Annotated in this window: 15 protein-coding genes; 11 read left to right on the forward strand and 4 right to left on the reverse strand. The window is 57.2% G+C overall.

The window, feature by feature from the left end; translation table 11 throughout:
* Positions 1 to 7 precede the first annotated feature (7 nt).
* The 5 genes from QP990_RS09775 to QP990_RS09795 all read left to right on the forward strand — a co-directional run bounded on the left by QP990_RS09775 (position 8) and on the right by QP990_RS09795 (position 7,510).
* On the forward strand, positions 8 to 661 hold the full coding sequence (locus tag QP990_RS09775; protein WP_023020181.1) for an NUDIX hydrolase: 654 nt from the start codon (positions 8 to 10) through the stop codon (positions 659 to 661).
* On the forward strand, positions 661 to 2,856 hold the full coding sequence (locus QP990_RS09780) for a DUF6049 family protein (protein ID WP_023020182.1): 2,196 nt from the start codon (positions 661 to 663) through the stop codon (positions 2,854 to 2,856). Before QP990_RS09775 ends, QP990_RS09780 begins: the two co-directional genes overlap by 1 nt.
* An 18-nt stretch (positions 2,857 to 2,874) precedes the next feature.
* Positions 2,875 to 6,294: a murein biosynthesis integral membrane protein MurJ gene (gene murJ, locus QP990_RS09785; protein ID WP_023020183.1), complete on the forward strand. Its 3,420-nt coding sequence runs from the start codon at positions 2,875 to 2,877 to the stop codon at positions 6,292 to 6,294.
* Between the two features lie 215 nt (positions 6,295 to 6,509).
* Positions 6,510 to 7,043 carry a YceI family protein gene (locus tag QP990_RS09790; RefSeq protein WP_023020184.1) on the forward strand — a complete coding sequence of 178 codons (534 nt, stop codon included), beginning with the start codon at positions 6,510 to 6,512 and terminating at the stop codon, positions 7,041 to 7,043.
* Positions 7,044 to 7,222: 179 nt separating this feature from the next.
* On the forward strand, positions 7,223 to 7,510 hold the full coding sequence (locus tag QP990_RS09795) for a hypothetical protein (RefSeq protein ID WP_023020185.1): 288 nt from the start codon (positions 7,223 to 7,225) through the stop codon (positions 7,508 to 7,510).
* Between the two features lie 120 nt (positions 7,511 to 7,630).
* Here the strand turns inward: QP990_RS09795 and QP990_RS09800 are convergent, their stop codons facing one another.
* Positions 7,631 to 8,266 (reverse strand): hypothetical protein, encoded by a 636-nt coding sequence (locus QP990_RS09800; RefSeq protein ID WP_023020186.1) that lies wholly within the window; start codon positions 8,264 to 8,266, stop codon positions 7,631 to 7,633.
* 420 nt (positions 8,267 to 8,686) lie between these two features.
* On the opposite strand from QP990_RS09800, the gene pepN reads away from it, so the two are divergent.
* The 6 genes from pepN to QP990_RS09830 all read left to right on the forward strand — a co-directional run bounded on the left by pepN (position 8,687) and on the right by QP990_RS09830 (position 15,907).
* Positions 8,687 to 11,212: an aminopeptidase N gene (gene pepN / locus QP990_RS09805; protein WP_023020187.1), complete on the forward strand. Its 2,526-nt coding sequence runs from the start codon at positions 8,687 to 8,689 to the stop codon at positions 11,210 to 11,212.
* Between the two features lie 82 nt (positions 11,213 to 11,294).
* A complete protein-coding gene (locus QP990_RS09810; protein ID WP_023020188.1) occupies positions 11,295 to 11,843 on the forward strand; it encodes an RNA polymerase sigma factor in 549 nt (182 codons plus the stop codon).
* 84 nt (positions 11,844 to 11,927) lie between these two features.
* On the forward strand, positions 11,928 to 12,854 hold the full coding sequence (trxB, locus tag QP990_RS09815; RefSeq protein ID WP_023020189.1) for a thioredoxin-disulfide reductase: 927 nt from the start codon (positions 11,928 to 11,930) through the stop codon (positions 12,852 to 12,854).
* A gap of 6 nt (positions 12,855 to 12,860) precedes the next feature.
* Positions 12,861 to 13,184 (forward strand): thioredoxin, encoded by a 324-nt coding sequence (trxA, locus tag QP990_RS09820; RefSeq protein ID WP_023020190.1) that lies wholly within the window; start codon positions 12,861 to 12,863, stop codon positions 13,182 to 13,184.
* Positions 13,185 to 13,269: 85 nt separating this feature from the next.
* Positions 13,270 to 14,451: an N-acetylmuramoyl-L-alanine amidase gene (locus QP990_RS09825; protein ID WP_023020191.1), complete on the forward strand. Its 1,182-nt coding sequence runs from the start codon at positions 13,270 to 13,272 to the stop codon at positions 14,449 to 14,451.
* A gap of 94 nt (positions 14,452 to 14,545) precedes the next feature.
* Positions 14,546 to 15,907, forward strand: coding sequence for an MFS transporter (locus tag QP990_RS09830; protein ID WP_023020192.1), 1,362 nt, complete (start codon positions 14,546 to 14,548; stop codon positions 15,905 to 15,907).
* Positions 15,908 to 16,503: 596 nt separating this feature from the next.
* Here the strand turns inward: QP990_RS09830 and QP990_RS09835 are convergent.
* The 3 genes from QP990_RS09835 to rsmG are packed head-to-tail and all read right to left on the reverse strand — an operon-like array spanning position 16,504 to position 19,009.
* A complete protein-coding gene (locus QP990_RS09835; protein WP_023020193.1) occupies positions 16,504 to 17,544 on the reverse strand; it encodes a ParB/RepB/Spo0J family partition protein in 1,041 nt (346 codons plus the stop codon).
* Between the two features lie 6 nt (positions 17,545 to 17,550).
* Positions 17,551 to 18,399 carry a ParA family protein gene (locus tag QP990_RS09840; protein ID WP_023020194.1) on the reverse strand — a complete coding sequence of 283 codons (849 nt, stop codon included), beginning with the start codon at positions 18,397 to 18,399 and terminating at the stop codon, positions 17,551 to 17,553.
* A 10-nt stretch (positions 18,400 to 18,409) separates the two neighbouring features.
* Positions 18,410 to 19,009 (reverse strand): 16S rRNA (guanine(527)-N(7))-methyltransferase RsmG, encoded by a 600-nt coding sequence (gene rsmG, locus QP990_RS09845; RefSeq protein ID WP_034656078.1) that lies wholly within the window; start codon positions 19,007 to 19,009, stop codon positions 18,410 to 18,412.
* Between the last annotated feature and the right edge of the window lie 20 nt (positions 19,010 to 19,029).

Below are 19,029 nucleotides of genomic sequence, written 5' to 3' on the forward strand. Positions count from 1 at the left end.
GGCAGGGATGACTAACCAAGAACAGGGCCCCTCTAAGGGAGGCGGCCGCAACCGTAACCGGTCCCGGCGCAGGCGGCGCCGCCGGCCGGATAATCGCGCGCGCCGCAGCACTCAGCAGCGCAGGCCCTACCGCGGTGGCAATGGCCAATCCACGGCCATGGAAACCCGCGATGAAACCTCCGCCGGCGGCCTTGTTGTCTCTGGTTTGGCGGAGTGCGTCGATGCCACTGGCGAGGTAGATCTTTCCCGGCTTTATGTGGCGCTCATCGGCCGCCTCGACCGTCGCGGACGCCTGCTGTGGTCCATGCCCAAAGGCCACGTAGAAAATGGCGAGGCCAAGGAAGTCACCGCAGAGCGCGAGGTATGGGAAGAAACCGGCATTTCCGGTGAGGTTTTTGCAGACCTCGGCATGATTGATTATTGGTTCGTCTCTGATGGGGTGCGTATCCATAAGACAGTGCACCATCACTTGCTGCGCTTTGTAGACGGCATCATGAACGATGAGGATCCGGAGGTCACCGAGGTCTCATGGATTCCCGTGTCTGAACTCATCGAGCATTTGGCCTACGCCGACGAGCGCAAATTGGCGCGCATCGCGCATGATCTCCTTCCCGATCTCGCACGAAAGGAAGCCGCCGCGGGGAAAGTGACCCCACGGTAATGCGCCAACGCCTGAAGTCTTGGGCCGCCGTGGGCGGCTGCCTGGCGGTAGCGGGGTGGGGATTGTGCCTGCCGCTGCCAGAGGCCGCCGCGCAGATGGATTCGACTGCGGGAAAACAGCAGGATATCCAGGCATGGTTGGGCGCGCGCGGACCAGAGCGGGCCACTCTCGACCTCATCGCGGCCGAACCCTTCACCGTGGGCAAGGAACTGAAACTGACCTTCCAGGTGCACAATCCCACCGATGAAGCCATGGAAGACCTCCAGCTCACCAGCCGCCGCGGCGATGCCGTAGAGGGTACCGCGCAGGCCCGCACGCAGCTGGCCACCGGCGAATTCCCGTATTACGGTCCCAGCACCACCACCGCGCCCCTGCAGCCGGGTGAAACCCGGGAGGTTACCTTCCAGGTTCCCACCTCCTTACACGGCGAGCAGACCCTAGCCATCGAAGACGCCGGTGCCTATCCGCTGCTATTTACCCTCACCGGCACTGTTGGCGGCGAGGCGGTCAGCTTTGCGGAAGAACGCCTCATAGGCCAGGTGCAGGGAAAGAAGCAGGCGCTTGGCGATGCCCCCTCGGATTCCAAGCCCCACGATCTCACCGTGGTCTATCCCATCAGCGCCGATATCGACTCGGTACCAGGCGGCGCTGGGGGAGAAGACCTTATTCTCGCCTCCGACGAGCTAGCCACCGAGCTGGCTGAGGGCGGCCGGCTCGATCGCTTGGTGAGCACCTATGCGGACCACGATCTGCGCGGGGCAGGCTGCGTAGCCATCGATCCCGCCCTCTTGGATACGGTCAACCGCATGGCGGAGGGCTATAAGGTGGGCTCTGCCCGCCCAGCTCAAGCCGAGCGCCCTAAGCGCCTGCGTGATTCGTGGTTCAATAACAACGACGATGTGCACCTCGAACCCGGCACTGGCAAAGAGGATGCCGCCCGCTGGCTCAAGCGCCTGCGTGAACTCGATTGCTTTATGTCTATGCCGTGGGCAAACGCTAATGCCTCATCCGTGGCCAAGGCGAATAATCCCTTCCTTACCTACGAGGGTCTGCAGCGCGGCAACCGCACCATCGAGCGAATCCTCGGCACTAAGCCAGCCACCTCTGTCCTCGCGGTTGGCTCCGGCTATGTGGATCAACAACTGCCCCTGCCCGCACTAGTGGCTGATAATACTTCGTGGCCTGGCCGCGCCGTGACTTTCGACGCCTCCCTGGGCGCCCTTTTAGCCCAAACCGGCTCCAAGCCACAGACGGTGGGCTATTCCAACCCGGAGCTACGCTACGACTACTCGCTCGATTCCGAACTTTCCCGCGCCATCACCGGCGGCGCCGCGTTGAGTTTGGCCGCTAGCGACGACACCGTGGCGCGTTTGCCCAATTACTTGGATCCCAGCGCTGCCGAATACGCGCTTGACTCCGCCGAAGCGCTCATCGATTCCGGCCAGTCCCATGCGCGTACCGTCGGCAGCCTCAAGCAGGAAACCGCCGTTCCGGGGTCACTGCCTGGCAGCCCCTTTAGTGATCCCGCCGCCTTCGCCGAATCCGATATCGTCCGCGTGGAGCAGCAGGCCCGCTATACCGATGAGCTGATGAATATCATGGTCGATGATCCAGATATCGCACTGACTCCCTATGAATTCGTCCTGCCTTTGCGCCGGGATTTGCTGGCCGCGCTCTCGCTGACCAACCGCGATAGCTTGGGCAGCAATGCTGAAGCGCGACGAAGGTTCACCCACACGATGGATGTGCATTCGAATACTTTGCGCGATCTGCGATCTTCTGTGGCGCTTATCCCACCGGGCAATGTTTATACCCGCGTATCCGAGTCATCGCCGCTGCTCATCGTGGCAGAAAATGGGCTTCCGCTACCGGTAGAGGCCAAGCTGCAATACGATGCCCCCGATGGCGCGCGCCTCAACACGCCCAAGAGTGTCCGTATTCCGGCCAAGGGCTCTATTACTGTATCCATGACCGCCGATATGCCTAAGGACGTCGATCGCACAGACATTGGCCTGTGGCTTGCCACCCCAGAAAAGCAAACCATCTCGGAGCCGATCAGTATCGCTGTGCAAACGCGTGCCGGTATCGTAAGCGTGTATGGCGTCGGCATAGCCGGCGCTCTTGCGCTGGTCCTAGCCACTCTCTTCCGGCTAGGCCGCCATCGGCGCAAAAAATCACAAAGGCTTAAAAAGTAAGTTGAAGTTGTATCCTCTATGACTGATAAAACTGGCCGCGAGGCCGAACACGTGGAGAAGTCACCTGCGGGTGTAGTTGACCCGAAGGATGCCGCCGTGCCGGCAGAGCACCCCGCCCCAGCGGGTGCCCGCGGCCGCATCGTCCGCGCCTCTCCTCCCGCTCCGGTGCCAGAAAAGCGCCCCACGCCCGCGGTGCAGGACACCACCGTTCCTCCCGAGAAGGACAAGTCCGCGCTCACCGGACGCAACGCGGAAAACGAATCATCCAATCAGGACGTCATCCGCGCGACGGGCACGATGGCCATCGCGACACTGCTGTCCCGCGTCACCGGCTTCCTGCGCCAGATGCTCATCGGTGCCACCCTCGGCGCCACGGTGGGCACCGCGTTTAGTAGCGCCAACCAGATCCCCAACCTCGTCACCGAGATCGTATTGGGTGCCGTGCTGACCTCTCTGGTCGTGCCCGTCCTCGTACGCGCCGAAAAAGAAGACACGGACCGCGGCGAGACCTTTGTCCGGCGGCTATTTACCCTGGCCTTTTCCATCCTGGGCATAGTCACCATCGCCTCCGTGGTGCTCGCACCCTTCTTAACGAGGATGATGCTGCCGGAAGATTCCAAGGCCAATGCCGTGCAGGCAACCTCCTTGGCCTTCTTATTGCTGCCGCAGATCCTCTTCTACGGCCTCTTCGCCCTCTTCCAGGCCGTTCTTAATACTAAGAATATCTTTGGTCCAGGTGCGTGGGCGCCGGTAGTCAATAACGTCATCTCCATTAGCGTGCTGCTGGCTTATCGCTTCCTGCCCGGCCAGCTCGACCCGCACGAGCCCACCCCGGTGGCCGATCCCCACGTCATGCTATTGGGCTTGGGCACCACCACGGCGGTGATGGTGCAATGCCTCATCTTGTTGCCGTACCTCAAAAAGGCCGGCATTAACCTGCGCCCCAAGTGGGGCTTGGATGCCCGCATCAAGCAATTCGGTGGCATGGCTCTGGCCATCATCACCTATGTGGCTATCTCCCAGTTGGGCTACGTGATCACCTCCCGCGTAGCCGCCTATGCGGATGCCGGCGCCCCACTGGTCTATCAGAATGCTTGGCTCATGCTGCAGGTGCCCTATGGCGTAATCGGCGTGACGCTGCTGACGGCCATCATGCCGCGCCTGTCCCGCAACGCCGCCGACGGCGATGTTGATGCCGTAGTCCGCGATCTGACCTTGGGCTCAAAGCTGACCTTCATCGCGCTTATCCCCATCGTCATTTTCATGACCGGCTTTGGTGTACCGATTGCCCGAGCCCTCTTCCAATACGGTGCGTACGGCGCCGAGAGCGCCGAGCAGCTTGGCCTGACCATCAGCTTCTCCGCCTTCACGCTCATCCCGTATGCCTTAGTGCTGCTGCACCTGCGCGTGTTCTATGCCCGCGAGGAAGCCTGGACGCCGACCTTCATCATCGCCGGCATCACGCTGACCAAGATCGTCCTTACGCTTTTGGCCCCGTTGATGACGTCCAACCCGGACCGCGTGGTGATTTTGCTCGGTACGGCCAATGGCTTTGGCTTCGTCTCCGGTGCGGTCATCGGTGGCTTCTTGCTCAAGCGCAAGCTCGGCAGCCTCGGCGGCAAAGCCGTCACGCAGACCGTGCTGTGGGCTTCTGGTGCCGGTCTCGTAGGCTTGGTTGTCTCCTGGGTGCTGTACTGGGGCGTGAATTACCTCCTTCCAGAGAATTTGCCCTCCATCGTCTCGCTGATCAAGGTCGCGGTGCTTGGAGTCATCTTCCTCATCGCCACCGGCCTGGTGCTCTCTAAGTCCTCCTTGCCGGAGGTCCAGAACCTGGCCCGCGCCTTGCAGCGCATCCCGGGCATGTCCCGCTTCATCAAGGTCGATTCCTCCAAGGCTATCGAGCTGGAGGAGCCCGACGTGCCGGAAATCCGGCCGGTATTCACCCAGGATGCATTCAATGCCACCCTGGTACCGCCACCAATGTCCGCCGGTATCGTCCGCGGCCCACGCCTCGTGCCGGGCGCCCCGGTATCGGATGGTCGCTTCCGCTTGCTCCAAGATCACGGTGCGGTCACCGGTGCACAGTTCTGGCAAGCACGCGAGCAGTCCACCGGCCGCCTAGTCGCGTTGACGTTCGTCGATACCAATAGCCTGGCACCGATTGCGCCATCGACTCCGGGAGTTGCCGCCCGCCGCTCCGCCGAGATTTCGCGCAATACCCGCCGCCTTGCCGAGCTGGAGCTCGATACCGTGGCGGATAATATCCAAGTCCTGTCCTACCGCACCGGCTGCCTGGTGGTGGCGGATTGGTTTGAGGGCACCTCCCTCAAGCAGGTAGCTGAGGCCGATAACCTCGACCCCCATTCTGTGGCTCGTGCTACTGCGCCGCTATTTGCTGACGCCGCCGCTGCCCACGATGCCGGCCTCATCCTCGGAGTGGAACACCGCGACCGCTTCCGCGTTTCTACCGACGGTGTAGTCAAGGTGGCCTTCCCCGCCGTACTGGATGGCACCTCCGCCGCCACCGACCGCGAGGCTCTCAGCTCCGCCCTGGAGCTGCTCGTGGAGTCCACGGAGCCTTCGCCGAAGAAGCTGCGCGATATTTCTGAAGATGCCAACCTCTCGGCCGACGAGGCCGCCCAGCGCGTCGAGGACGCGCACTTTGCCCTCGATAGTGCTGATGAGGACAGCCGCGAGGAAAAGATGGAACAGCTGCAGGAGGCAAAAGCGCTGACCTTGGCCGGCATCGCCCAGCGCCTGCACGACTTCGCACCGGAGGAAGCACCCGAGGCCTTGCCGGTAAAGGCAGAAGAAGAACCGGCCCAAGAGGATGACCCGGCCCAAGAGCCTGGCTTCGGCGGCCGCGGTTATTCCGGTTCCGGCGTCATCGTCATCGGTATCTTCGCCACCATCTTCGTCGTAGCGATGGCTGCATTGACCACCTGGATCATGTCCTTGCTCAGCGATGTAAAGGCGTCTAATCCGGTCAGCGAAACCATCCACGGCAGCACGGACATTCCGGATACCCCGCCGGTGCGTCTCCAGCCTTCCTCTGCGGTTACCGTTCCTGATAACAAGGACGACGCTGCGCTTATCGACGGCAAAACGGCCACCACCTGGTCTACCGAAGAGGAGGACACCGGCATCCTCGTCACTGTCGATTCGCCAACGCACTTCGCAGTCTTGCCGGTGGTGCAATCCAATTCGACTGGGGCGAAATATGCCGTCTATGGCGTTAATCGTGACCGCTTCAACCCAGAGAACCCACAGGCCGGCTCTCTGTACCAACTGGCAAGAGGCAAGTTCAAAAACGGCAAGGAAGACATCGAGCTGGAGAAAACCCCCGAGCAATTCGACGGCCTGCTGCTCATGATCACCGAGCTACCCAAGTCCAATAAGGCAACCATCGCAGACATTGGGCTCGTTGGACAGCCCTAGGAAAACTTCGGATACATGAACCCACATTGCGGTCCATGAAATGACGGCCGAACTGAAGAAAATCGCCTTCAGTTCGGCCTTAGTTTTTATTTTTCTTCAACACAAAACTTCATGAGCTGCGCCTTCTAAACTTTTTTACTTCAAGTATTGACTATTTAGGAGTAGTGCGTACACTGTGGGGTGTAACGCAAGCAACAATTTTAGGAGTATTCACTATGTCCCTCGCAGCAGGTACCTACGCACTCGATCCAGCCCACACCGTTATCGGATTCGTAGCCAAGCACGCAATGGTCACCAAGGTCCGCGGCAACTTCGCAGATTTTGAAGGCACCATTACCGTGGCCGAGAACATCGCTGAGTCCAACGCTCAGGCCACCATCCGCACCGCATCCATCTCCACTGGCAACGATGACCGCGATGCCCACGTAAAGAACGAGGACTTCTTCGCGGTAGAGCAGTACCCGGAGATCACCTTCAAGGCCACCAACCTCAACGTTGATGAGAATGGCAACGGCACCGTCACCGGTGACCTCACCATCAAGGGCACCACCAAGTCCGTCGACCTCGATGTGGAAGATGTTGCTACCGCTGAGGACCCCTTTGGTAATACCCGCCTGGGCTTCGAGGCAACAACCAAGATCAACCGCAAGGACTTCGGCATTGACTTCAACGCTCCACTGAAGACCGGCGGCGTGCTGGTCTCCGAGGAGATCAAGATTGAGCTCGAGGTCTCCGCTATCAAGCAGTAGACCCGTGCCCCAGACGCACTAGAAGCATTAAGCTTCTCCAAGCCCGCAGCCACCTTCTGGCCGCGGGCTTTTCCTACGTCTTCCGGTATTGCGGTACAGCCACTCCTTAACCCTGGGAAGGCATTTCAGCGTGAACATGAAGACATAAAAAGTAATTTTCATGGAAAATATGGTGCTGCGTGGAGGACGGTAAGTGCGTCACCGTTGAAATGAAGTACATGGAGGTACCAATCACGGATACTTTCTATGGCGTTGACCTTAATCGTCACCCCGCCGAGACCGCACAGGAGAGCACTGAACGAGTCGCACAAGAGCTACAACGCCAAGGAATCCGCACCGAGACAAATAATTTCCTCATCTTATTGCCTGACCACTTAATCGCAATCGAAGTCAACGAAGGCGTTGCTTGGTTCGATCCTGACTATTGGAGTCTCGAGGACTTTCTTGAAACATCGTTCCTTGCCTAGTGAAAAGTAATCCTCAGTTGTCAGCGAACGAGGTGGCGGCATGGTTCAACGGAAAATAGTTAGAATGCACACCAACTGTGATGACGGTTTCAGTTTCCCACTTTGTACTGCGATATGGGCCTAAGGGCGTTGTGCTCGTAAAGCGGAGACTCTGGAATTGTTCTTGATCCATGTTGCTGCATGAGGATCAATGAAACCCGCTATTTCTTGGATAGCGTTATCAACGGAGTCGAGATGTGCGACTTCACGGGCTCTATCGCGCTGCTGAACGATTGATTCGTGGTGAGAGCACCTATTTCTCATTTCATAAACAATGACTACAAGCTCTTCGAACTGCTGTCTGCTGTCAGGGGGTTTCTTCAACGCCCTCTTTACCTGAGGCCAGATGCTTGCTTGATAGTGGTTACTTAAGAGATAACGCCAGAAGTCGAAGCTGAGTTCAGCAATGATTTTTCCCGGTAACGCCCCTCCTCCTCCAGCTCGTCTTTTCGCTTTGCGGATATTCTTCTTTGCTGCAAGGTTGAAAGGTATTCGATCGTCATCAAACCATCGGTCACCGTACCTTCTGGTTAGGGCACTGTGAATGCAGTTTCGAAGAAGTACTTCAACATGCTCAATGTCAGCGAGATAGGTCTTCGTGAGGTGAGTATTCCAAAGGTATAGCGCCTCTGGTGTGGGGTGATCGGCGTACCGGCTCATCCGCGCGGATGAAAACCATTGCGATAGCGGTACGGGGGTCGATCTTGGATTACTCATTATGGAAATGCTAATCTCTATCTTGAAAGCCTCGGAACGATCCCTGCACTACGAAAGTAGGAGTAAATCGCCGAGGTTATTGATTTTTCCGGACGATTAATTTCTTGCACGTCTTTAGATTTAGTCGTGAGGCCCACCATACTGTGTACCTGAGGCGGCAACTAGGTTCTTTCGCAAATCTTGCGTGCTGAGATGAGATCGCCCACCTCCGCGCGCGGTTGCGTCCTCTAGTGTGGTGTAACGCTTGCAGATGGTCACTGACACCTTGCGCCACTTGAAGAGTGTGGACCGGGCAAAACTGATCCAACAGGTCCACAGCGAGATCCCGATACCCGCTGGGTATTTTGCTCCTAAAAGGCAGCGGAACTTAGGACCCCAACCCCGTACCCTACGTGACGGAGGTAACTATAGTTCCTAAGTATGACCGCACCACAAAATAAGACGCAGCACGAGTTGCTCCAAGAACGCGCAGCAGCGGTGGACCTGCTCGCCTATCACCTCCACCTTGATCTTTCGGAGGTACTCGATAGACCCACCTACCGCGTGACTACCCGCCTCGAGCTCACCAGCAATGAGCCCGAGCTCTTCCTGGATTACCTGGGAGAATCGGTCGCGGAGTTAAAGGTCAATGGCACCCCGCAGGAGGTGGACTTTGATGGCAGCATCATCCGGCTACACGGCGTGCCAGTAGGGGAGGAGCTGACCATCGAGGTCACCAGCCACTCCCGTTATTCGCGCACCGGCCAAGGCCTGCACCGCATGCACGATCAAGCCGATGACGCGACCTACCTGTACTCACACCTCGAGCCTTCCGATGCTCGCCGCATCTTCCCCTGCCTCGAGCAGCCGGATCTCAAGGCCGTCTTCCACGTGCGCATGACCGCACCGAAGCAGTGGCAAATCCTCTCTAACCAACCGGAAGTCGAGCGCAGTGAGGATGGTGACCTCGCCACTGTTACCTTCGCGCCGACACCGCCGCTGTCGACCTACCTGACTTCCTTCGCGGCAGGCCCTTACCAGTATCAAGAGCGCACGTGGACCGCCCCGGATGGCAGCCACTCGGCACAGTTGCGCGCCTTTGCTCGCGCGTCCATGTTTGAGTACCTCGACGAGGAAATCTTGGACCTTACTGCCCAGGGCATGGACTTTTTCCACCAGAACTTTGGCTATCCCTACCCGTGGGGCAAGTACGATTCCATCTTTGTTCCCGAATACAATCTCGGCGCGATGGAAAACCCTGGTCTCGTCACCTTCACGGAGAACTACATTTTCCGCTCCCACGCCACCCGCGCGCAGCATGCCGGCCGCGCGAATACCATCCTGCACGAGATGTCCCATATGTGGTTCGGCGACTTGGTTACACCACAGTGGTGGGATGATCTATGGCTCAAGGAGTCATTCGCGGAGTTCATGGGCGCGGACTCTTCCGTGCACGGCACCGAGTACACCGAGGCCTGGTCCAACTTTGCCGGCGCCCGCAAAAATTGGGCCTACCTGCAGGATCAGCTGCCCACCACGCACCCAATTAAGGCGGAGATCCCGGACGTAGATGCCGCGCGCCAAAATTTCGACGGCATCACCTATGCCAAGGGCGCGGCGGTGCTCAAGCAACTGGTGCACTATGTCGGTCGCGATAATTTCTACGCTGGGGCGCGCGACTACTTCCAGGAGCACGCCTTTGCCGCCGCCACCTTTGATGACCTCCTGAAGGCGCTAAAAAAGCACACAGACCGCGATCTTGATGCTTGGTCGCAGGCCTGGCTGCGTACGTGGGGTCCAGATACGCTCATCCCGGAGCTGCACACCGAAGGCGAGAAGATTGCGGAGCTGGCCATCCTTGCAGAAGCCGAGGACGTCTGCCGGCCACACCGCCTGACCGCCTCGCTTTTTGATGCCGACTTACACAAGTATCGCGAGATCGACATCGATCTCCCCGCCGGCGATGACACCACCCGCACCATTATCGATGAGGCGGCCGGCCTTCCGGCCCCAGAATTGCTACTGCTTAACGACGCCGACCATACCTACGCCAAAATCCGCTTCGACGACACCTCCCTAGAAACGGCAGGGAACCGCCTGACCGAAATCGAAGATGATCTCACCCGCGCTATCATCTGGACCGCACTATGGAACCTCACCCGCGATGGGGAAATGTCGGCGATTGATTATGTGGGGGTCGTCGTCAAGCACGAAGCCTACGAGACCAACACGACGCTGCTGGCTACTGCCTGCGCAAATGCCAATTTTGCGATTGCCCATTATGTTTCGGAAGCCGACCGCGAGCAGGTCCGCACCGACTATGCCGAGGCAATCTGGGGCCATCTGGACGAGGCCGAACCAGCCTCGGACGCCCAGCTTGTACTCGCTCGCGCCGCCATCCGCGCACTCGCCGCAACGCCGGAGGAATCAGGCACCGCGCGCCTTAAGGCCCTGCTCTCCGGTGACATTGCCGGCCTTCGCTTGGACCCCGAAATCCGCTGGTCCATCCTGCGCGCACTCGCCGCCCGAAATGCCGTAGAACTAGACGAGTTGGAGAAAGAAAAACAGCGCGATAATACGCTGACCGGCGCTACGGAATTCCTCGGCGCCAGCCACGCTTTCCCCACACCAGAGACCAAGCGTGCCGCGTTCGATAGGGCGCTCACGCCTGGCGCCTACTCCAATGCCGAGGTAGACGCGCTGGTCGCCGGATTCAATGCCCCACGCTCAGCTGCACTGCAGGAGGCCTTTGCGGAGGAATTCTTCTCCCGCGTGGAAGAGATCTGGGCCGCGCACCCGATTGAGATTGCCAACCGCCTCATCCGCGGCTTCTATCCACAGCTGCCCATGGCCGACGACGCCACCACCCGTCTGCTGCACCGTGAGCTGCCAGGAGCACTGCGCCGCGTACTGCTCGAGTGTCGCGATAATCTGCGGCGCACGCTTCGCGTGCGGGCTGGTCAATAGACTGTACTGTCCAGCGCTCGCGCTCTGCTTCCCCTCGGGTCACACTGTGGTTAACAGTTGTTGATCCGGGGGGAATCTACATATGACACTGAGTCATGACCGCAGTGACGAAGAATTAGTTGATGCTTTCATTGAAGGTGATAATAAGGCCTTTTCCACCATCGTGGAACGCCACCGCACGCGGCTGACCACCGTGGCACGCCGCTACACCAAAAACGATCACGATGCCCAAGATGTGGTCCAGGAAGCCTTCTTGCGCGCCAGCTGCAACCTGCACTCCTATCGCCGCGAATCCGCGCTATCAACCTGGCTACACCGGCTGGTGAAAAATTCTGGCTATGACTACCTCAACCATCGCTCGAATAGGGAAAATGCCTCATTAGATACGGAGGACTTCGACGACGATCGCAACCCGCTGCTCGCGCATAATCCTTCCGAAAACCTAGCGGAGCAGCTGGCGGTGCGCGAAGCCATGCAGTTGCTGCGCGAGGATCAACGCGAAGCGCTGGTGCTTACCGACGTCGCCGGGTTCCGCGTCGGAGAAGTTGCCACTGCTCAAGGAGTAAAGCCCGGCACCATTAAATCCCGCTGCGCCCGAGCGAGGGAAGTCCTACGCGCGGCCATTGGGTGAGTTTGCTAATACCGACGTTTGTCAGTGTGGCGGGTAGACTCATGGCGTTACGCGAAACCACACTCTGATTTAAGGGAGTTAGCAATGACCGTCCACGATGTTGCCATCGTAGGTTCCGGCCCTGCCGGTTATACCGCCGCGCTGTACGCGGCACGCGCCGAGCTCAACCCGATTGTCTTCGAAGGCTTCGAGTACGGCGGCGAGCTTATGAATACTACCGAGGTAGAAAATTACCCCGGCTTCCAAAAGGGCATCATGGGCCCTGAGCTGATGGAGGAAATGCGCGCCCAGGCCATCCGCTTCGGTGCGGATTTGCGCATGGAAGTCGTTGACTCGATAGAGCTAGAAGGCGATATTAAGAAGCTGCACGTGGGTGACGAGTTCTTCGAGGCCCGCGCCGTCATCCTCGCCACCGGTGCCGCCCCGCGCCACCTTGGCGTTCCAGGTGAGGAAGAACTTACCGGCCGCGGCGTTTCTACCTGCGCTACGTGCGATGGCTTCTTCTTCAAGGACCACAATATTGCGGTTATCGGCGGCGGCGACTCCGCCATGGAGGAAGCAACCTTCCTCACCAAGTTCGCGGACTCCGTCACCATTGTGAACCGCTCCGAGAACTTCCGCGCCTCTAAAATCATGCTGGAGCGCGCCCAGGCCAATGAGAAGATTAAATGGGAGACTAATAAGGTCGTCGAAGAGGTCATTGAAGCCGACGGCAAAGTTGGCGGTCTCAAGCTCAAGGACGTGACCAACGGCGAGACCTCTACCTTGGACGTGACTGCCATGTTCGTAGCAATTGGCCATGATCCGCGCTCTTCCTTCCTCAATGGTCAGGTCGAGCTAAATGACAATGGCTATGTTGTAGTTGAACAACCCACCACCAAGACCTCCCAGCCTGGCGTTTTTGCCTGCGGTGATTTGGTGGATGACCACTACCAGCAGGCAATTACCGCGGCCGGCTCCGGTTGCCGCGCGGCAATTGATGCGGAACATTTCCTCGCAGAAAGCCGTTAATTCAGTATGAGCAACGTCAAGAAAGTAACCACCGATACCTTCCGCAAGGACGTCATCGAGTCCGATAAGCCCGTCGTCGTCGACTTCTGGGCCGAATGGTGCGGCCCCTGCAAGAAGCTATCCCCCATCTTGGAAGAGGTAGCAGAGGAGCTAGACGGCGAGGTCACCATCGCCAAAGTCAACGTCGATGAAGAGCGCAACCTAGGTGCCATGTTCCAGATCATGTCCATCCCTAACGTGCTGATTTTCAACCACGGCGAGAAGGTAGACGAATTTGTTGGTCTGCGTTCTAAAGATGACATCGTGGCGCAAGTGAAAAAGCAACTTTAACTGTTAATCTAATTCCTATTAGATTAAGCGTGTAGAAATTCTGAAATGCGGCCCCTAAACACGGGCTGTGAAAGGGGTAAAAGACGTGAACCGCGTTCTTCGAGTCGGCGATACAAGCGTGCGTGTAGCTGAGGCTCGCGCCACCTTGGCCCGTCTCGGCCTCTTGTCAGATTTCAAGGGGGAACTTTCTGCGTGGAAAAAGCAGAAGTACTCCGAGAGCGACAAGAGCTTTGATGCCAATTTGTCTGAGGTCCTCAAGGCCTTCCAGCAATCGCGCGGCATCGTGCCCACGGGAGAGATCGATGATCTCACCCTGCGCGAACTGCGCCAGGCCTCGTATACGCTCGGCAGCCGTGTACTTGCCTACGAGCCCGCAAATGAGCTCGTGGGTGATGATATCTCGCAGCTCCAGCAACAGCTGCAGGAGCTGGGCTTTTACCAGCAGCGCGTAGACGGCCATTTTGGCACCAATACCTACGCGGCGCTCAAGGAATACCAACACAACTGTGGCTTGCAAGAAGATGGTGTATGCGGTCCCGCCACCATCCGCGCCCTCAGTCTGCTTGGCCGCCGTATCACCGGCGGATCCGCGCACAATATCCAAGAGCGCGAGCGCGTGCGCAACGCCGGTCCTAAACTGGCGGGCAAGCGCGTTGTGATCGATCCCGCCTTGAGCGGCGGCGACGCCGGCCAACAGGTCAAGGGACGCTTTGGTGATATTTCTGAGCAAGAGATCCTGTGGGACCTCACCCAACGCATCGAGGGACGCATGATTGCCGCCGGCATGGAGACCATCATCTCCCGTCCTCGGACCTCCGATGCGGACGTGAAGTCCCGCGCGGAGTTAGCCAACGCCTTCGATGCGGACATTGTCATCTCTTTGGCTTGTGATTCCTATCCCAATGAGAAGGCCAATGGTGTTGCCACCTTCTATTTCGGTTCCGAATCCGGCAATTCCTCGCTTATTGGTGAGACCCTATCCGGCTTTATCCAGCGTGAGATTGTCGCACGCACCGAGCTGCTGGACTGCGGCAACCACGGCCGCACCTGGGATCTGCTTCGCCTGACCCAAATGCCGGTCATCCAGATCGTGCTGGGCTACCTCACCAACCCAGAAGACATAAAGATCCTCACCAATCCGTCCCGCCGCGACGATATTGCTGAGGCCATCGTCATCGCGGTAAAGCGTATGTATCTCATGGATCAGGATACAGTTGTGACAGGTACCTATAAATTTTCTGAACTCCTTCAAGCTGAGCAGTCCTAAGTCAACGAGATCTGCCCACAAATCTTGGTTCGAAGCGAATCATTCGATTAGTATCTACTGATAATCTTCATTTCTACTATTTGAATGGATCTTCATGATGGATGCTTCGAGCCCCTCCGCGATCTCTCCCAAGGAAATGGGACGTGTAGTAGCTGCAACCACAATCGGTACGGCGATTGAATGGTACGACTATTTTCTATACGCTGCAGTAGCCGGACTCGTTTTTAACCAAGTAATGTTTTCTCCCTTAACCGGAAGTTTGGCCAGCATCGTGTCTTTCGCTTCTGTGGGCCTATCGTTTTTGTTTCGGCCCCTCGGTGCGTTTTTAGCCGGCTACTATGGAGATCGCTACGGTCGACGAATCGTCCTCATGGTCACACTTTTCTCCATGGGGGGCGCAACCACTTTAATCGGCCTCTTACCTACTTACGAAACGGTAGGTCTATGGGCTCCCATTATGCTCATTTTTCTCCGCATTATTCAAGGCGTATCCGCTGGAGGGGAGTGGGGATCAGCGGTATTGCTAGCGGTTGAACATGCTCCGAACCAGAAGCGTGGCCTTTACGGTGCCGGACCCCAAATTGGAGTTCCCATCGGTCTTCTCATGTCCTCGGGAATTTTATCCATTATGAATAGAATTGCGCCCGGAGATGCATTCTTTCAATGGGGTTGGCGCGTCCCCTTCTTACTTTCCTTCGTGTTGGTTATCGTGGGCTACTTAGTAAGAATCGGCGTCGATGAATCGCCGGTTTTCAAAGTTATAGCGGGCAACAAAAGTCATGAGGGCCCGAATCCCATTGGAGTTCTCTTCAAACAGCATCTACCTCTTGTATTTGTCGCCGCACTGGTATTTGCAGGCAACGGAGCTGTAGGTTATATGACAGCAGGAGGCTATATTCAAAATTATGCCACCAATCCAGAAGGACCCATTTCCTTTGAGCGCGGTGATGTGCTCAACGCAGTTACTTTGTCTGCCGTAACTTGGTTAATATTCACGCTATTCGCCGGCTGGGTGTCGGACTATATCGGTCGACGAAGGACTTATCTCATTGGATTTGTCGTACAGGCAATTGGAGCTGGAATACTCTTCCCACTGGTCAACTCAGCTTCACTGGGCCTTCTTTATGTCGCGCTTATCTTTCTAACTGTAGGCCTAGGACTAACTTATGGTGCCCAGTCCGCCATGTATGCTGAGCTCTACCCTGCATCCGTTCGTGCATCAGGGGTATCGATATCTTATGCCATTGGATCAATTCTCGGCGGCGCATTTGCACCTATGATCGCTGCATCTTTAGTAGATGCAACAGGCACAACAGTTGCGGTTACAATCTATCTAGTAACTGCAAGCCTCGTAGGTTTTACTGCTATCTTGCTTCTCCAAGAAAGAAAAGGTATCCCTCTTAGCCCTGATTTTGAAACGGAACAATCTAAAAGTCCGTTTATTTTTGGTAAGTAACCTAAACAACAGTAGAACTGAGCCATCCGATTCCAATAATCTTCACTGTGACTATTTTATGGTCAATTCGTGGAGTTTCGGACAAATGATCCGAGTCGAACACGCTCTGCTTGACAGGCTGTAGCTGTCATTGAACGATTCTGAATCAGAATAGGAGAGTAACGCCAACGTCCCTCTCTGACGGCCTTTCAACCCGAGCAGATCAGAAGTGCAATTCAGGGGTGTACCAATTACTTCTTCTACTTTTCACTTTGACAAAGAGTAACGATTTCCTTGCAAGTGAATTGTAAAACTTCACAGAGAGGTATTTAACTACATAAAGCAAATTCGGCAGCAATGCAATAATTGCAAATAATTCATCATCCCAAAGTTAGCAACATTCTATTGAACGACACAAGAACCCCCCTTTAGGAGATTCTACGTCCGTATCAAATCTAAATACCTGGAGACGTCAATCGAAAGTTCAGAAAGCCATTAGCCTGACTTTAGGAGTTAAATAATCAGTGCTGCTACTAAAGCCTGCCTTGGGATTAAAAGATCGAATATCTTAAGTGACCGCAAAATAGCATTTGTTTAAACTTTCCATCTTTCGAAAGTTATCCACCTGGCTGCATTAGTGCCATGATGCGCTCAAAATCTTCTTGGTCACCAAATTCCACGACCATCTTGCCCTTGCGTTTGCCCATGGTCACGGTGACTTTGGTGTCAAAGCGATCAGATAGGCGCTCGGCAGAATCGGTGAAGTACTGCGGCTGTGGTGCCGGCTGCTTCTTTTTTGATTCGGCCGGCTTGCCATCGCGCTTATAAAGGGTGACTGCCTCCTCAGTGGCGCGGACGGACAGGCCCTCCGCGATGATGCGGTTGGCAATATATTCCATCGCCTCCGTGTCATCCAAAGACAGAAGCGCACGCGCGTGGCCGGCGGATAGGGTACCAGCGGCTACCCGTTTTTGTACCTCTACCGGCAGCTTAAGCAGGCGCAGCATATTGGTCACCTGTGGGCGCGAGCGGCCAATGCGGTCCGCCAGCTCGTTCTGGGTAACGCCAAACTCTTCCAATAGCTGCTGATAGGCGTGTGCCTCTTCCAGAGGGTTGAGCTGCACGCGGTGGATGTTTTCCAGCAGGGCATCGCGCAGAAGGTTGTCATCCTTGGTATCGCGCACGATGGCTGGAATAGTAGCCAGACCCGCCTTGGAAGAAGCGCGCCAACGGCGCTCACCCATGATGAGCTCGAAGCCACCCTCCTCGGAAGGGCGAACAACGATGGGCTGCAAGAGGCCAAACTCGCGGATCGAGTGAACGAGCTCGCCCAGCTCATCCTCGTCGAAGACGGTGCGTGGCTGCTTCGGATTAGGGATGATATCCCCAATGGAAATCTCGCGGTAGGTCGCACCGATGGGAGCCGGGGTGGCCTGACGCTTCTTCGAAGATTGTGAGCCAGAACCCTGTTGAATGGTGGGCGCGCCCTTTACACGCTTGCCGTCGCCGCCCTTGCGGCCAGGCTGCGGGGTGGCATTTCCCAAGATGATATCCGCCGCGGAATCTCCCAGCCGCGGCTTGCGGGTAGGGGCATCAGGGCCGGATGGGATGAGTGCGGCGAGACCCTTGCCGAGTCCACCTTGCTTCTGTTCTGCCATGAGTTCCTATCCTTCCAATTCCGCGTAAATCTCTGGGCTCACGCCAATCGCCCCGGTGGTCGGGTGCGGGCGATAATCGCCGCGCCGGTTAAGCTCGCGCGCCGCCGCAAGGTAGGCGCGGGCACCGGTGGACGAAGGAGCGTAATCAATAACCGTAGTACCGTATCCCGGCGCCTCCGAAACGCGCACGGAGCGCGGGATAACATTGCCCAACACCACGGCACCAAATTGCTCGCGAACGTTATCTGCCACATCTTCTGCCAAGCGCGTGCGGGCGTCATACATGGTCAACAGCACGGCAGAGATATGCAGATCCTCGTTGAGGTGTTCACGGATCATGGAAATATTTCCCAGCAACTGGCCCACACCCTCGAGGGCGTAGTACTCGCATTGAATCGGGATGATGACCTCTTCCGCGCACGTCATCGCATTGATGGTAAGCAAACCTAGCGATGGCGGGCAGTCAATGAAAACGTATTCGAAGCCATGCTCCTCGAGGAAGCCGTTATGCAGGGCGTCATAAAGCCGAAATTCGCGGCGTACCAAGGACACCATTTCGATCTCCGCGCCAGCCAAATCAATGGTGGCGGGGATGCAGAAAAGGTTCTCGTTGTGCGAAGAAGGCTGCATAGCCTTCTCGGCACTGCAGTCCCCGAGGAGCACCTCATAGCTGGAATCGGTGCCGGAATTATGTTCCGCACCCATGGCCGTGGAAGCATTTCCCTGCGGGTCAAGATCGATCACCAGCACTTTCTTGCCCTCTGCGGCAAGCGCTGCGGCCAAGTTGGCGGCGGAGGTGGTTTTGCCTACGCCGCCTTTCTGGTTAGCAATGGTGATAAGGCGCGGATTAGTCATGCCGTCTACTTTAGTTCACGCGCGGGACACGAATGATCGTGGTTCCCTCGATGGTTCTGACCTCGGCCTTTCCACCGCCGGCCTTCTTGATGTCAGCGGCATCGCGTTCTAGTTCCTCATGTACCGAAGAGCCCTTCAGTGCGATCATCTCGCCCCCCTTGCGCACTAGCGGCAGCGACCACTTCGCAAGCTTACCCAAGGGCGCGACGGCGCGCGAGGTCACCACATCGGCCCCCGCCACGGCCTTTTTAATCGGGCCTTCCTCAGCGCGGCCACGCAGGACCGTCACATTGTCGAGCCCTAGTTCTTCTACCACCTCGTTGAGGTAGTTATAGCGCTTCAACAGCGGCTCAATCAGGGTTATCCGCAGGTCTGGGCGCGCAATGGCCAGCGGAATGCCAGGCAGTCCGGCACCCGAGCCTACATCGATGACCGTGGTGCCCTCGGGGATTGCCTGCTTGACGACGGCGCAGTTAATAATGTGCCTGTCCCACAAACGCGGCACCTCCCGGGGGCCTATAAAACCACGAGTGGACCCGTCTGTAGCGAGCGAATCATGGTAAGCCTGCGCGAGGGGCAAGCGGGAGCCGAATACTACTGACGGGTCCATCTTGGACACGATGGGGTTCT

The sequence above is a fragment of the Corynebacterium sp. MSK071 genome, from assembly GCF_030232125.1.
Lineage (GTDB): Bacteria > Actinomycetota > Actinomycetes > Mycobacteriales > Mycobacteriaceae > Corynebacterium > Corynebacterium kefirresidentii.

Excerpts from the sequence above, each read along its gene's own strand:
- QP990_RS09775 (WP_023020181.1), top strand. The coding sequence starts at position 8 with ATGACTAACCAAGAACAGGGCCCCTCTAAGGGAGGCGGCCGCAACCGT.
- QP990_RS09780 (WP_023020182.1), top strand. The coding sequence starts at position 661 with ATGCGCCAACGCCTGAAGTCTTGGGCCGCCGTGGGCGGCTGCCTGGCG.
- murJ (WP_023020183.1), top strand. The coding sequence starts at position 2,875 with ATGACTGATAAAACTGGCCGCGAGGCCGAACACGTGGAGAAGTCACCT.
- QP990_RS09790 (WP_023020184.1), top strand. The coding sequence starts at position 6,510 with ATGTCCCTCGCAGCAGGTACCTACGCACTCGATCCAGCCCACACCGTT.
- QP990_RS09800 (WP_023020186.1), bottom strand. The coding sequence starts at position 8,266 with ATGAGTAATCCAAGATCGACCCCCGTACCGCTATCGCAATGGTTTTCA.
- pepN (WP_023020187.1), top strand. The coding sequence starts at position 8,687 with ATGACCGCACCACAAAATAAGACGCAGCACGAGTTGCTCCAAGAACGC.
- QP990_RS09810 (WP_023020188.1), top strand. The coding sequence starts at position 11,295 with ATGACACTGAGTCATGACCGCAGTGACGAAGAATTAGTTGATGCTTTC.
- trxB (WP_023020189.1), top strand. The coding sequence starts at position 11,928 with ATGACCGTCCACGATGTTGCCATCGTAGGTTCCGGCCCTGCCGGTTAT.
- trxA (WP_023020190.1), top strand. The coding sequence starts at position 12,861 with ATGAGCAACGTCAAGAAAGTAACCACCGATACCTTCCGCAAGGACGTC.
- QP990_RS09830 (WP_023020192.1), top strand. The coding sequence starts at position 14,546 with ATGATGGATGCTTCGAGCCCCTCCGCGATCTCTCCCAAGGAAATGGGA.
- QP990_RS09835 (WP_023020193.1), bottom strand. The coding sequence starts at position 17,544 with ATGGCAGAACAGAAGCAAGGTGGACTCGGCAAGGGTCTCGCCGCACTC.
- QP990_RS09840 (WP_023020194.1), bottom strand. The coding sequence starts at position 18,399 with ATGACTAATCCGCGCCTTATCACCATTGCTAACCAGAAAGGCGGCGTA.
- rsmG (WP_034656078.1), bottom strand. The coding sequence starts at position 19,009 with ATGGACCCGTCAGTAGTATTCGGCTCCCGCTTGCCCCTCGCGCAGGCT.